The sequence below is a fragment of the Thermincola ferriacetica genome (assembly GCF_001263415.1).
Taxonomy (GTDB): Bacteria; Bacillota; Thermincolia; order Thermincolales; family Thermincolaceae; genus Thermincola; species Thermincola ferriacetica.
This window is the reverse complement of record NZ_LGTE01000003.1, coordinates 43,901-57,172: the sequence shown is the minus strand read 5'-3', so window position 1 is coordinate 57,172 and position 13,272 is coordinate 43,901. Positions and strand designations below refer to the sequence as shown.

The window sequence follows — 13,272 nt, the reverse complement described above, 5'->3', positions numbered from 1 at the left end:
GGTTGTTTTACCGTTCCATTGGTTATATTGGGCCACCAGCCGCTTTGTTAAATTACTTTTTGGCTGTTAAAAGATAGCGGAAGCTACTTTTAACGGCTTTTTTGTTTCACTAAAAAAGAACATATAGTATAATAAAATCAACTTATTGTTTCACCGTTACCGTGCTAATAGAACTGCGAAAATTGAATATATATTTTTATGTATTTCGAAAACCTTGGTAAAGGAGGCAGCAGTTTGATTTTAAAGGAAATTCTGGCCGCCAATAAGCTCTTTGTCAGTGAGTATAAGGATTTGATAAAGAAGGTTTCCAGTAAACCCAAAAAGCAAGTGGCCATTTTTACCTGTATGGATACGAGACTGGTGGAATTCCTGGAGCCTGCTCTCGGAATTCGCAGAGGCGATGCCAAAATTATTAAAAATGCCGGCAATACTATCAGAGACGGTTGTACGGATGTTATTCGAAGTCTGGCGGCGGCGGTTTACCTGATGGGGGTAAAAGAAATCCTTGTGATTGGCCATTTGGACTGTGGTATGGCCACTGTGGAAGAAGGGGTTCTGATTACCCGCATGCGGGAAGCGGGGGTGCCGGAAGAAGAACTTCAAAACATGAATATCCTTGCCTGGATCGGCTCTTTTAATGATACGGAAGAAAACATTCGGCATGCTGTCGAAACCATTCGGCGTTCGCCTTTAATTCCCCGCGAAGTTCCTGTGCACGGGCTGCTTTTTTGCCCGGACAACGGGGAAATCAGAGTAGTGGTGAACGGATATGCCCCAAATACTGAGGGGTAACCCCTTTAACTGAAACTAATACGAAGGACGGTAGGAGGTAGGAGTCTTGGGTATACCGGGTATATTTTTAACTGCTTTTATAGTAGGTTTTTCGGGTGCCATGATGCCGGGACCTTTATTGACGGTCACCATAAATGAAAGCCTGCGTCGGGGAGCGAAAGCCGGTCCTCTTTTGGTTCTCGGTCATGCTGTTTTGGAACTGGTGCTGGTTACTGGCATGATTCTTGGCCTCAATTTGGTTATAAAGAAACCGGCAGTTACAGCAGTGATTGGGATTGCCGGCGGGGGTTTCCTATTTTTCATGGGCTTTGATATGGTGAAGAATGCAGTAAGGGGTACTATTTCCTTAAACCTGGAGGGAACAGGGGAACAGAAGGGGTTTGGTCCTGTTATGGCCGGAATTCTCACCAGCCTTTCCAACCCTTACTGGTCGCTCTGGTGGGCGACTATCGGGCTGGGTTACCTGACGATGGCCCGGAAGTTTGGATTGGCTGGCGTGGCTTTGTTTTTTGTAGGGCATATATTGGCAGACTTTGCCTGGTATACACTGGTTTCGGGCGCTGTCGCCGGGGGACGGCGGTTTATCAGCAACAGGGTGTACCGGGGAATTATAGCGGTGTGTGGTCTATTTCTCCTGGGGCTCGCGTTGGATTTTTTGTGGGGCGGAATCAGGTATTTTATTTAACGTCAACTCAAAGGTAATAAAACAGGCAAGGAATGGTTTATTTTAAGTCGGAGCTGGCTGGGGCATTACTTTTTTTGATGCTGCACTCATGGTGTTGAAGAAGGTAATGACATTGATGGAAATCGACAATTAGTGGGAGGAGAGATATGTCCAAAACCATAAAAATCCTGTCCATTGACGGCGGGGGCATCCGGGGCATCATCCCGGCCCTGATTCTGGCTGAAATCGAACAGCGTACCGGTAAACCCATATGTCAGATGTTCGATTTGATTGCCGGCACATCTACCGGCGGCATTTTGGCCCTGGGGCTGACCAGACCTGATGATACGGGGCAGCCGGCTTACCGGGCGGAAGACCTGGTCCGGTTATATAAAACCGAGGGGCCGGTTATTTTTTCCCGGTCCGTATGGCACCGCATCCGGGCTATGGGCAGTATTGTCGAGGAGAAGTATCCGGCTGACGGTATAGAAAGTGTGCTTGACCGGTATTTCGGAACGACCAGGCTGAAGGATGCGCTGACAGAGGTGCTGGTGCCCAGTTATGAAATAGAAAGAAGGGTACCCTTTTTCTTTAAGAGCCGATACGCCAAAGAGAAACCGGAGTACGATTTTCCCATGAAAACTGTGGCCCGGGCTACATCGGCAGCGCCGACCTATTTCGAGCCGGTACAGATTATTACCGATGACGGGCTGGACTATTACGCATTGATTGATGGCGGCGTATTTGCCAATAACCCGGCCCTGTGTGCTTATGCGGAGGCTATCAGGATGTTCCCCGGGGCCGAGGACTTTGTTCTGGTTTCACTGGGCACTGGAGAGCTGACCCGCCCGCTTCCCTACGAAGAGGTAAAGGGATGGGGCCTGTTCCGGTGGGCGCAGCCTATTCTGAACGTGGTTTTTGACGGAGTAAGCGACACCATCGACTACCAGTTGCAGCAGTTGCTGCCAGACAGAAACGGTCAGAAAAGGTACTATCGTTTTCAGACCAGGCTCGACGAGGGCAATGATGACCTGGATGATGCAAGCAATACAAACCTTCGTGTATTGCAGTTGTTGGCGGAAACGCTTATTCAAGGGCAAAGCCGGGAAATAGACCGCCTGTGTGAGCGGTTGACAGCGTTGAAATTATGACAAATATTGACATGCTTTACCGGGGCATGCTACAATATAATAACAAAGCATTGGACAAACCGTAGATTGGAGCCGACGTTTAACCATGATTCAAAGGTATCGTGACATGAGCTTTAGTCTGTTTCTGAACTTGTAGCAGGTAATAACTGCATATGCTTATCTGCTGATGGCAAACTTGTTGAAAGACAGGGGCGCAGACCATGCTCCGGAATGTCCGGTTTATAAAGGAGTTATGGTTGAAATGGACTAAGGAATGTGTAAGAAAACATCTTCATCGTTATCAGGGTTTTGTGAAATATATGAAAACAGCCTTGCAGGTCCTGAGCTTGAAAACCTTGTTTTTTAAGCAGGGACAGTCCTTCAGAAAGTATGCCGCACAAGGCATGCTTTTTTTTTACATAATTCAAGGTCAGAAAAATTTACGGCCAGTCTTTTTCTTCAGTTTTTTGATTTACCGGATTTTTTTCACCCTTACTGCATAAAATTATCAGCGTGGGCCTACCGCATGAGATGTTGTTGACTGCCCCGTGTAATTTTCACACTATTATGACTATTAGTGATTACAGTATTTTTTACCATTTTTCTGAAGGAAAATTTTCTTAAGAGGAGAAAAGTTTTACTAAGTAAGCTAAATGCTTTGAGTACCGCGGCATAAGGATATTTACGCGGTTAACGGTGAAGGGGGAGAGGAACTTGCTTTCACACAGCACGGACAGTTATTTTCCGCACAATTATAACAAGAATCACTTAGTATTACTAATAAGAGACCCCTATTGTTTATTTGCCTACTGGGAATTTTCCGAAAAGCAGCGCAGTGTTCTGGCTGAGGAATATAACTGTTCCTGGGGAGAAGTCCCGCTCATTATGCGGGTCTACGATGTAACAGGGATCAACTTTAACGGAAGAAATGCTCACAGCTATTTTGATATAGCTATCCATGCAATGGCGGATAACTGGTACCTGCATCATATGAAGGCGAATACTTCTTATTGTGTGGATTTGGGAGTTATTACTCCCGATGGACGCTTTATTACTATATTAAGGTCAAATACTGTGACTACGCCAAGAGATTCTCTGGCCGACGGCAGCGGGTTAGTCTGGGCCGACCTGCTTGACAGGTCAGAATTGGTTAAGGTAGAAACATTGAGCAGCTATAATTTATTCAAAAAAGTTAACCTGGAATCTAACGCGCAATCAGTACCATGACCCGGAGGAGGAAATGCCCGTGGCCAAAGGTTATTTAGCAATGGTTCTTCATGCCCACTTACCTTATGTAAGGCATCTGGAAGAAGATACCTACCTGGAAGAAAACTGGTTTTTTGAAGCCCTTACGGAATCATACATACCATTAATTGATGTTTTTGACGGCTTAATCAGGGATAATGTTGATTTTCGTATTACCATATCTCTTTCACCGCCGTTAATTTGTATGATGACGGATCCTATGCTGCAGCACCGGTATTTAAAACGTTTGCATAAACTGATTGAACTGGCCGAGAAAGAAGTAATAAGAACAGAGGGGCAGCCTGAGTATCACAGGGTTGCCCAAATGTATCTGGAAAAATTTAAGGGCATCCGAAAAACCTATGTTGACAAATATCGGATGGATTTGGTTAAAGCGTTTAAGCAACTGAGGGATTCGGGCAAGGTCGAAATCATTACCAGCTGTGCTACCCATGGTTACCTGCCCCTTATGCTTACCAAGCAGGCTGTACGGGCCCAGGTTAAAACAGCTGTAGACCTATTTGTTTCTGTATTTGGCACAGGACCAAGGGGTATATGGCTGCCGGAATGTGGTTTTAACCCCGGCGTCGATGAGATTCTGAAGGAATTCGGTATCAAGTATTTCTTTGTGGATACCCATGGCCTGCTTTATGCCACGCCCAGACCATATTATGGGGTACATGCGCCTTTGTACACTCCTGCCGGAGTGGCGGCTTTCGGGCGCGATGTGGAAACCTCCCGACAGGTTTGGGATATGCAGACGGGTTACCCGGGAGATTTTTATTACCGGGAATTTTACCGCGATGTTGGCTACGACTTGGATATTGATTATATAGGCCCGTATATTTTTCAAAACCGTATTCGCATAGATACCGGTATTAAATATTACCGGATTACCGGCAAAACAAATTACAAAGAGCCTTATCAGCCGGATATTGCCCGGGATAAAGCGGCTGAACACGCCGGAAATTTTATGTTTAACCGGGAAAAGCAAATTGAACATCTGGCGGCGAACATGGACCGTGAGCCTATCATAGTTGCTCCCTATGACGCGGAACTTTTCGGCCATTGGTGGTACGAAGGTCCGCAGTGGCTGGATTTTCTGCTGAGAAAAATTTGTTACGACCAGGACACTTTCAAAACAATTACTCCCTGGGAATACTTAAATAAATACCCGAACAACCAGGTGGCAAAGCTACCCATGTCCAGTTGGGGACACAAGGGATTTAACGAGGTTTGGCTTGACCCGGCCAACGATTGGATTTACAGGCATCTTCACCAGGCCGAGGAGCGGATGCTGGAACTCGCTAATATGTTCCCGCAGGCGGGCGGCTTATATAAACGGGCTTTAAACCAGGCTGCGAGGGAACTACTGCTGGCTCAAAGCAGCGACTGGGCCTTTATTATGAAAATGCAGACAGCGGTAGATTACGCCGTAAGAAGGACCAGGGACCACATCGCGAAGTTTAACCGTCTTTACTGGGCCATCAAAGAAGAACGCCTCAATGAAGAAGAAATCAGCGCCTTAGAAGCGCAAGACAGTATTTTCAGCAATATAGACTACCGTATGTATTCCCATCACAGCTCAAAAATTATTCCCTTTCCTTTACGCACCAGAAATATATTCCTGCGACACGACAGAATCTTTATGCTGTCCTGGGAATTTCCGCCTAAAACTGTGGGCGGTTTAGCGCGGCATGTTTACGATCTGTCCAGGGCTTTGGTCAGACACGGCCAGGAAGTGCATGTAATTACTTGCCATGTTCCGGGCTGCAAGGATTACGAAGTGGTGGAAGGAGTGCACGTTTACAGGCTTGACCACATTCCCGGCGAACAGGAAGACTTTTTGCGCTGGGTTTTTAAGATGAACGAAGCCATGGCCGAAAAAGCGGCCCAGGTTATAAAGAGTGTTGGCAAGTTTGACTTGATACATGCCCATGACTGGCTGGTAGCCCATGCCGGTAAGACCTTGAAACATGAATTTAATATCCCGCTGGTGGCGACGGTGCATGCTACTGAGTATGGGCGTAATCATGGCCTGCACAATGATATGCAGAGGTATATTAACGATGTGGAATGGGGGTTGACTTACGAGGCCTGGAAGGTAATATGCTGCAGTAAGTACATGGCTGCCGAAATAGCGCAGATATTCCAGTTGCCGGGGGATAAAATAAGGATAATTCCAAATGGCGTAGACGTGGCCAATATAACCCCAGCGATTATAGAGCCGGGTTTTAGAAACAAGTACGCTCTGCCGGAAGAAAAAATCGTCTATTTCGTGGGGCGACTGGTTCCGGAAAAAGGAGTGCAGGTATTGCTGGAAGCCGTTCCTGTTGTGTTAAATCAATATCCAAATGCCAAGTTTATTATTTCCGGCAAAGGACCGTACGGTGACCATCTCAAGTGGCTGGCTGACCAACTGGGGGTTGCCGGTAAAGTGTTTTTTACGGGTTTCACTGATGACGATACGCGGAATAAACTCCTGCACGCTGCTGATGTGGCCGTTTTTCCAAGCCTTTACGAACCTTTCGGCATTGTTGCTCTGGAAGCAATGGCGGCGCACACGCCCGTCATAGTATCGGAAACCGGCGGGCTAGGTGAAGTAATAGAACATGAAGTGGATGGACTGAAATTTTACCCCGGTGATTTCCGGGCTCTGGCCCACTATATAGTAACTCTGTTGAAGGATGAAGCCCTGGCCAAAAGATTAGACAACAATGCCTGGGATAAGGTTACCAAAATTTATAATTGGGATATAATTGCCCGGGATACTATGGAGGTTTACCATGAGATTCTCCGTTTAGCCAGGGCCACCGGTTATATTTCTTAAAAAACATGCTGACAGCCCTTGAAGAGTTTTTTCCAAAGCTTTTACTTCTGTTTTGCTTAGCCTTTAGGGAGAAAAAAGAAAGGGATGGTGGGAGACATGAAAGCTGTTATTATGGCTGGGGGGCAGGGCTCGCGGCTGAGGCCGCTGACCTGCAACAAACCAAAACCGATGGTGCCGGTACTGAACAAGCCGGTGATGGAGTATGCCATCGAATTACTAAGGAAGCACGGGATTACGGAGATAGCCGTCACACTGCAATACCTGCCGGATAAAATCAAAGAATATTTTGGCGATGGTTTACGATACGGAGTTCAATTGCATTACTTTGAGGAGACCATTCCGCTGGGAACGGCAGGAAGCGTGAGAAATGCCGCTGAATTTCTTGACGAAACCTTTTTGGTTATCAGCGGCGACGGTATAACTGATTATGACTTGACCAAAGCTGTTGCTTACCATAAAGAGAAAAAGGGCATCGTCACCCTGGTCCTGGCTAAGGTGGCAAACCCTCTGGAATACGGGGTAGTAATGTGCGATGATAGTGGGAAAATAATCCGCTTCCTGGAAAAACCCAGTTGGGGGGAAGTATTCAGTGACACGGTAAACACAGGAATTTATGTCATTGAGCCGGAAATTTTCAATTACTTTGATAAAGATATTTTCTTTGACTTCAGTAAAGACCTGTTTCCGCTGTTGATGGAAAAAGGCAGAGAACTTTATGGGTATATTGCCACGGGTTACTGGTCAGATATAGGAAGTCTGGAACAGTACCGGCAGACTCATTTCGATTTGCTGGACGGTCTGGTAAATGTGCCGCTGAAAGTGCGCATGGTGGAAGATGGTTTATGGATCGGTGAAAACACGGAAATCCATCCTGGCGTAAAATTTACCGGGCGCCCAGTTTATATAGGCGATAACTGTTATATAGACCAGGATGTGGAACTGGGAGAGTATACCATAATCGGAAACAATAATACTATTAGGAATAAAGCTTCTATCAAAAGAAGTATTCTTTGGGATTACAATTATATTGACCAAAATGTGGAACTCAGAGGCGCGGTAGTATGCCATCATAACAGGGTGCAGTCCAACACCTCAGTATTTGAAGGGGCAGTGATTGGAGACGATTGTTTCCTGGGTAACAGGGTCATGATTAAACCCCAGGTGAAATTATGGCCGGAAAAAATTGTGGAAGACAACTCGGTGGTAAATACTTCATTGATTTGGAGTGACGTATACAGACGTAACCTGTTTGCGTACAACGGCATCAGCGGTATTGTTAACGTTGAGGTTACACCGGATATGGCAGTTAAACTGGCTTTAGCTTACGGGGCGTCCATACCGGTGAACACCAGGGTAGTCGTAGGGTCAGATTATCACTCGGCTTCACAGGTTATGAAGAAGGCCATTAAAGCCGGTCTCCTGGCTGCAGGGATTACAGTGCATGATATCGGCATCTGCCGGACGCCGGTCAGTAGGTTTGCCGTTAAGCAATTGGCGGCCAAAGGAGGATTGCATATCCGGATGCTCCCGCCCGTTGCCAACCATAAAATTCTTATAGAAATCCTGGACGAAAACGGCATCAATATCGGCAAGGATGTTGAGCGGAAAATCGAAAATGCTTTTTACCAGGAAGATTTCCGCCGGGCAATTCCCCGACAGTTAGGGGAAATAAGATACATGACCGGATTGTGCGACGGTTACATAGATACAATGTTGCAAAGTGTAGCGGTAGAACAGATCAGGGCACGCCGGTACAAAGTATTGCTGGCCTATGACAGTAAAAACACCAACTGCTCCCTGCCGGAAGTGTTGGAAAAACTGGGCTGCCGGTTAACAACCGTGCATTTCGAGGATTATTCTCCGGAAAGTCTGTCGTCCCTGGTCCTGCAAAATAGTATGGATTTGGCCATTTACCTGAACAGTAATGCCGATCTGGCTGTCTTCATAAGTGATGACGGACAGGTTATCACTGATGAGAATCTGCTGTGCCTGTGGACCTACATTGTTTTTAAATCGGGGCAGAGCAGGATGTTGGGTGTTCCCATAACGGCGCCTTCGATTATTGAACGCATTGCGGAACAATATAACGGTGAAATAGTTCGTACCAGGGCTAACCCCCGTGCCATGATGGAAGTTACCAAGGACAGTCTCTTTCAGCCTTATTTTGACGGGGTATATATGGGTATCAAGTTGATTGAGTTTCTGGCCATGCAGAATAAAAAACTTTCTGAAGTACTACGGGCCATTCCGCAGCCGCACCTGCATAAGCAGTTGGTGCAGTGCCCGTGGGGAGCCAAAGGCACGGTTATGCGCCGTTTAATAGAAGAGATTAAAGGGGAGCAAGTGGAGTTGATAGATGGCATTAAAATTTATCACAAAAACGGCTGGGCCTTGATTCTGCCCGACCACGAGGAACCGGTGTTCCGGGTGCTAAGCGAGGCAAACAATGATAAAACCGCAGAAGAGATTGCCGCAACTTATGCCCATAAAATCGAAAACTACCGGTCGGCGATTTAACCGCTATATTTTGAATACTTCGTAAACCAGCAGTTTACCGTATTCCAGTACGATGTTTTTGGCGAGTTTGAGCCGCTCCAGGCCATTGGCTTTCTCAAATTCGCCGTTGGGAACAGGGGCGGCGGTTACTTTGACTTGCTTATCCTCAAACATTTTTTTGGCCCGGTAAGTATGGTATGGTGAAGTGACCAAAATAATTGATTTGAGGCGCTTTTCCTGCAATATTTTTGTTGTAAACAGAACGTTTTCATAGGTTGATGCGCTGGCATTTTCAGAAATAACAGCTTCGTAAGGGAAGCCGGCCGATAAAGCCATATCTGCCATAGCATCGGCTTCCGCGGGCCTGCCAAGCAGATTACCGCCGGAGAATATTATAACTGGAGCAAATTTTTTCTGAAATAGTTTAATGCCATACTGATAACGTTCAAGGGTACTCGTGCCGAGTACCCCTTTTGCTTTCCAGCCTCCACTCAGCACCACTATGGCATCGGCTTTTTGGAGCGGGTCCTTTACGATAAGTGGAGAAGCGGCATATTGGATAAGGGGGGTATAAAGCAAGATTAAAAAGCCGGTAAATAAAGTGATGACCAGGTTTCTGAAAATATTCACCATAACTTCACCGCCGGTTAGTTACTGGTATTTATTTTCTACATAATTTACTGAAATACCTTTTTCTGTCTAAACGCTTAAATAGCCACCGCAGAGGACGCAGAGAAAACAGAGAAAAAACACACAGTATAGCGAAAGGAATGTGGTATTTTAGCAATCAGTTTATGGGCTCTCATCTTGATTAAAAGCCGTTATTATATAGAAACGAAAACGACTACTTTTTATTTTGATTTGTTGATTTTTTTATGTTGTTTCTTGGTTTTATGTTTTTCTCTGTGTTCTCAGACCGTTAAGTAGTGCCTGAGAGTACCTTTCTTTTTTATCTCTGCGTCATTTTTTCAGTTTTATCATGGGTTTCTGGTCTTTTAAATTTTGATTGCAGCTTGGCTGCGCTGTGTACTCCGTGGTTCGCGTATTTATGCAACTAATTCCAGGTTTGGAGGAAAGATAAATTTAAAATAATCGAGGAGTTGGTTTCATGGAGTATGGCTGTCCTGTTTGCAACGGATTAACAACCTTATCACTACGCTGTCCCAGGTGTGCGGAAATTATGGAGGACGGCGGCAGTCTGGATAATTATCTTGGCCCGTACAGTCCTTACGAGGAGCATGATTTATTCCATATGGTGAACAATGATGGTTATGTGGCTCGTTGTATCCACCTGGTTTCCTGCCCCAATTGCGGGGAGGATATCAGACTCGGTGTTCAAAGGATACCACTTTGATAGGTTTTAATCGGTTGCATGTTGCCACAGGTGTGTACAGGAATTATAATGAAATTAGGTAGATTTGTCTAATTTTGTTGCAAAGGGCTGGTATTATGTCAAAAAAGTTCGGCTGGCACTTAATTCCTTTACTGATCATTTTTATGGAATATCTTTCTGTTTCCGCGGCTTTGAAAATTGCTGAGACCATGGGCGATTATACTACCATTTCTTTGCTGCAAGGGTTAATTCGCATCGGCGATAATGTTTCCTATCATTCAGTGCCCATGATTCTGGTGGTTATGCATGCGGCCAGCCTTGTTTTGGGTATTGTATATTTTTATGTGGTCACGTTGCACGGCCTGGGAAGGGAAGCAGTAGAAACAGCCAAAGACCGGGTTCCCATATGGAACTTGGACGATTGGGACAACGGAGGTAATTAATTTGCGTCTGCCGGCTTTAGTTGAAGGTATTTTTTTGCAGAGAACCAGCAGGTTCAGCGCCCTGGTTCTGGTGCACGAAAAAAAGGAAAAGGTATATGTTCCTAATTCGGGCCGGATGCAGGAACTGCTCACGGCTGGGGGACGGGTATACCTGGCGGAGAGTCTTAAAGCGGAAAGGACTACTAAATATGATTTGCTGCTGGTGGATTTTCACGGGACTTTGGTATCGGTTGATTCCAGGGTCCCGAATTTAATCATTATGGAGGCTTTAAAAAAAGGCAACCTGCCTTTTTGGCAGGGCCAAGAATTGACGGACCTAAAAAAAGAAGTAACCTTCGGGAAAAGCCGCTTTGACTTTAAAGTTTCTGTTGATGCAGGCAGGGGCAGGTGGGAAGAAACCTTTATTGAAGCAAAGTCTGTTACCCTGGTTAAAGGTAATACGGCCATGTTTCCCGATGCTCCTACCGAACGGGGCTCCAAACACCTGCAAGAATTAGTTCAGGCGGTACGGCAGGGATTAAGAGGTATGGTAATTTTTGTAGTGCAAAGGCCTGATGCGGAAACATTTGCCCCCAATGCCGAGACAGACCCCGTTTTTGCCGAAAACTTGCAATTGGCTGCCGAGTGCGGTGTTGAGTTGCACGCCTTCAGGTGTGTGGTGCAAAAGACACAAATAGTTTTGGGAAGGGAAATCCCCGTTTTGGGAGGTTAGCATGGCAAATACAGCGAGTGCTCAACAGGCAACTGTATTATACGGTAACATAGTAGATCCTATGGACGGTGTGCAAGAGGGGTTTGTTTCTTTTGCCGAAGGGAAAATTACCGGCCGCGGACCGGGGTTCTCACCGGCAGGCGTTGCAAAGAGTCAGGTCATTGCCTTTGCTGACGGGTTCATCTGCCCCGGGTTCATAGATTTGCATGTACATGGCGGGGGCGGAGCTGATTTTGCTGACGGAAAAGAGGAATCCTTCCGCACTGTGGCGGAATTTCACGCCAGCGGCGGAACCACTTCTTTATTGGCTACCCTGGTTCCCCTGGAGCGAGGGAAGCTGACTGAATGTGTCAAAAGTTTGGGCGGGTTTATTAAAAAACAGGACGGCTATGGAGCCTGTGTCCTGGGCGTACACCTGGAAGGACCTTTTGTAAACCGGGCCTGGAAAGGGGCATTGGACGACAGGTTTATTACCGAGCCTGATGAGCAGTATTTTCAAACTTTAAACCGGATGGCCGCCGGTAGCTTACGGTTGATTACTCTTGCTCCGGAAATGGCCGGAGCTGCAAGGGTGGTCCGGGAAGCCGCCAGCAGTGGAGTCCTTGTTTTTGCAGGTCATACGGAAGCTGATCACATGATGTTAAAACAGTCAATGCAGTGGGGGGTTAGGGGTATCACCCACTTTTACAATGCTATGGCGGGATTTCACCACCGCAAACCCGGGACTGTGGGTGGAGGGCTGTTATTGGAAAACCTGCACCTGAGTATCATACCGGAAATCCACCATGTGGACCCGCTGGCTTTTCGCCTGGCTTATGAATTAAAGGGACCGGAATTAATTACGGTCATTACCGATTGTATTAGCGCAGGAGGCATGAAGGACGGAACTTATCCGTTGGGCAGCATGGAAGTGGTGGTAGAAAACAATACAGCCAGGCTGCTGACAGGGGCTTTGGCAGGCAGCGCCATTACTATGCTTGAAGGAATAAAGTATTTGGTTGAGCAGGTGCGTTTAACTGTCGAGGAAGCGGTGGGCATGGCTTCCCTGAATCCTGCCCGGCTGCTGGGATTGGCCAACAAAAAAGGAAGCCTGTTACCTGGCTTCGATGCAGATATAACTGTATTTGACAAAAAGTTTCGCCCGCTGATGACGATAGTTGGTGGGAAGATTGTTTACTCTGCTTAAGCGAATATGTTTTGGGCAAGAATAATCAGGAAAACAACTACAGAAGCGAAGACACAGAATAAGACAGCGCAACTGGCCGTGTCTTTGGCGATTTTTACTCTGGGGTGAAATTTGCCGTTGCAGATAAGGTCCAGGGTGATTTCGATGGCAGTATTAATTATTTCGGCAACGGCTGTTATGGTGACGGCTAGAAAGACTACTGCTGTCTGGAAACCCGAAAAACCCAACAAAGGGCAAATTATCAGGGTTAAAGCCATTATAACCATTAAAAGGCGGGTGTTTTTCTGTTCCTTAACCAGGTAAACCAACCCTTCCAGGGCATACTGCAGAGCCTGCATTAACCTAAGTATTTCCCTCACCGTTTATCACCGCCATATATATTTTTATTCCATCGTTAAATTATTCGCAGCAGACAGGGAAAATCCTTTTATCAAGAGTAAC

12 protein-coding genes are annotated in these 13,272 nt (G+C 46.3%); 10 read left to right on the top strand and 2 right to left on the bottom strand.

The annotated features are described in order from the left end of the window. Positions 1-234: 234 nt before the first annotated feature. The 6 genes from Tfer_RS03305 (at position 235) to Tfer_RS03275 (ending at position 9,178) form a co-directional block, all read left to right on the top strand. Positions 235-792 (top strand): beta-class carbonic anhydrase, encoded by a 558-nt coding sequence (locus tag Tfer_RS03305; protein ID WP_013121031.1) that lies wholly within the window; start codon positions 235-237, stop codon positions 790-792. A gap of 46 nt (positions 793-838) precedes the next feature. Next, positions 839-1,477 carry a LysE family transporter gene (locus Tfer_RS03300; RefSeq protein WP_013121030.1) on the top strand — a complete coding sequence of 213 codons (639 nt, stop codon included), beginning with the start codon at positions 839-841 and terminating at the stop codon, positions 1,475-1,477. Between the two features lie 146 nt (positions 1,478-1,623). Further along, positions 1,624-2,607, top strand: a complete 984-nt coding sequence (locus Tfer_RS03295; RefSeq protein ID WP_013121029.1) for a CBASS cGAMP-activated phospholipase — start codon at positions 1,624-1,626, stop codon at positions 2,605-2,607. A gap of 693 nt (positions 2,608-3,300) precedes the next feature. After that, positions 3,301-3,813, top strand: coding sequence for a DUF4912 domain-containing protein (locus tag Tfer_RS03285; protein ID WP_052216873.1), 513 nt, complete (start codon positions 3,301-3,303; stop codon positions 3,811-3,813). 13 nt (positions 3,814-3,826) lie between these two features. Further along, entirely contained in the window at positions 3,827-6,661 is a 2,835-nt protein-coding gene (locus Tfer_RS03280; RefSeq protein ID WP_052216872.1) for a 1,4-alpha-glucan branching protein domain-containing protein, read from the top strand. A gap of 96 nt (positions 6,662-6,757) precedes the next feature. Beyond that, the gene (locus tag Tfer_RS03275; protein WP_160315517.1) at positions 6,758-9,178 is read left to right on the top strand and encodes a sugar phosphate nucleotidyltransferase; all 2,421 of its coding nucleotides are present in this window, start codon (positions 6,758-6,760) and stop codon (positions 9,176-9,178) included. Between the two features lie 3 nt (positions 9,179-9,181). On the opposite strand, the gene Tfer_RS03270 is transcribed toward Tfer_RS03275, so the two are convergent. Beyond that, the gene (locus tag Tfer_RS03270; protein WP_013121025.1) at positions 9,182-9,790 is read right to left on the bottom strand and encodes a YdcF family protein; all 609 of its coding nucleotides are present in this window, start codon (positions 9,788-9,790) and stop codon (positions 9,182-9,184) included. 475 nt (positions 9,791-10,265) lie between these two features. Here Tfer_RS03270 and Tfer_RS03265 point away from each other — a divergent pair, with 475 nt between their 5' ends. The 4 genes from Tfer_RS03265 (at position 10,266) to nagA (ending at position 12,831) form a co-directional block, all read left to right on the top strand. Continuing rightward, positions 10,266-10,511 (top strand): hypothetical protein, encoded by a 246-nt coding sequence (locus Tfer_RS03265; protein ID WP_013121024.1) that lies wholly within the window; start codon positions 10,266-10,268, stop codon positions 10,509-10,511. A gap of 95 nt (positions 10,512-10,606) precedes the next feature. Beyond that, on the top strand, positions 10,607-10,933 hold the full coding sequence (locus tag Tfer_RS03260) for a hypothetical protein (protein WP_152908953.1): 327 nt from the start codon (positions 10,607-10,609) through the stop codon (positions 10,931-10,933). A gap of 1 nt (position 10,934) precedes the next feature. Continuing rightward, positions 10,935-11,645, top strand: a complete 711-nt coding sequence (gene sfsA / locus Tfer_RS03255; RefSeq protein WP_052216869.1) for a DNA/RNA nuclease SfsA — start codon at positions 10,935-10,937, stop codon at positions 11,643-11,645. 1 nt (position 11,646) lies between these two features. Then, entirely contained in the window at positions 11,647-12,831 is a 1,185-nt protein-coding gene (nagA, locus tag Tfer_RS03250) for an N-acetylglucosamine-6-phosphate deacetylase (protein ID WP_052216868.1), read from the top strand. Here nagA and Tfer_RS03245 read toward each other — a convergent pair. Further along, a complete protein-coding gene (locus tag Tfer_RS03245) occupies positions 12,828-13,190 on the bottom strand; it encodes a diacylglycerol kinase family protein (protein ID WP_052216867.1) in 363 nt (120 codons plus the stop codon). The two genes, nagA and Tfer_RS03245, sit on opposite strands and share 4 nt — an antisense overlap. Positions 13,191-13,272: the final 82 nt, after the last annotated feature.

Coding starts and splice junctions, on each gene's coding strand:
- Tfer_RS03295 (WP_013121029.1), top strand. CDS start 1,624: ATGTCCAAAACCATAAAAATCCTGTCCATTGACGGCGGGGGCATCCGG.
- nagA (WP_052216868.1), top strand. CDS start 11,647: ATGGCAAATACAGCGAGTGCTCAACAGGCAACTGTATTATACGGTAAC.
- Tfer_RS03275 (WP_160315517.1), top strand. CDS start 6,758: ATGAAAGCTGTTATTATGGCTGGGGGGCAGGGCTCGCGGCTGAGGCCG.
- Tfer_RS03260 (WP_152908953.1), top strand. CDS start 10,607: ATGTCAAAAAAGTTCGGCTGGCACTTAATTCCTTTACTGATCATTTTT.
- Tfer_RS03280 (WP_052216872.1), top strand. CDS start 3,827: ATGCCCGTGGCCAAAGGTTATTTAGCAATGGTTCTTCATGCCCACTTA.
- Tfer_RS03270 (WP_013121025.1), bottom strand. CDS start 9,790: ATGGTGAATATTTTCAGAAACCTGGTCATCACTTTATTTACCGGCTTT.
- Tfer_RS03265 (WP_013121024.1), top strand. CDS start 10,266: ATGGAGTATGGCTGTCCTGTTTGCAACGGATTAACAACCTTATCACTA.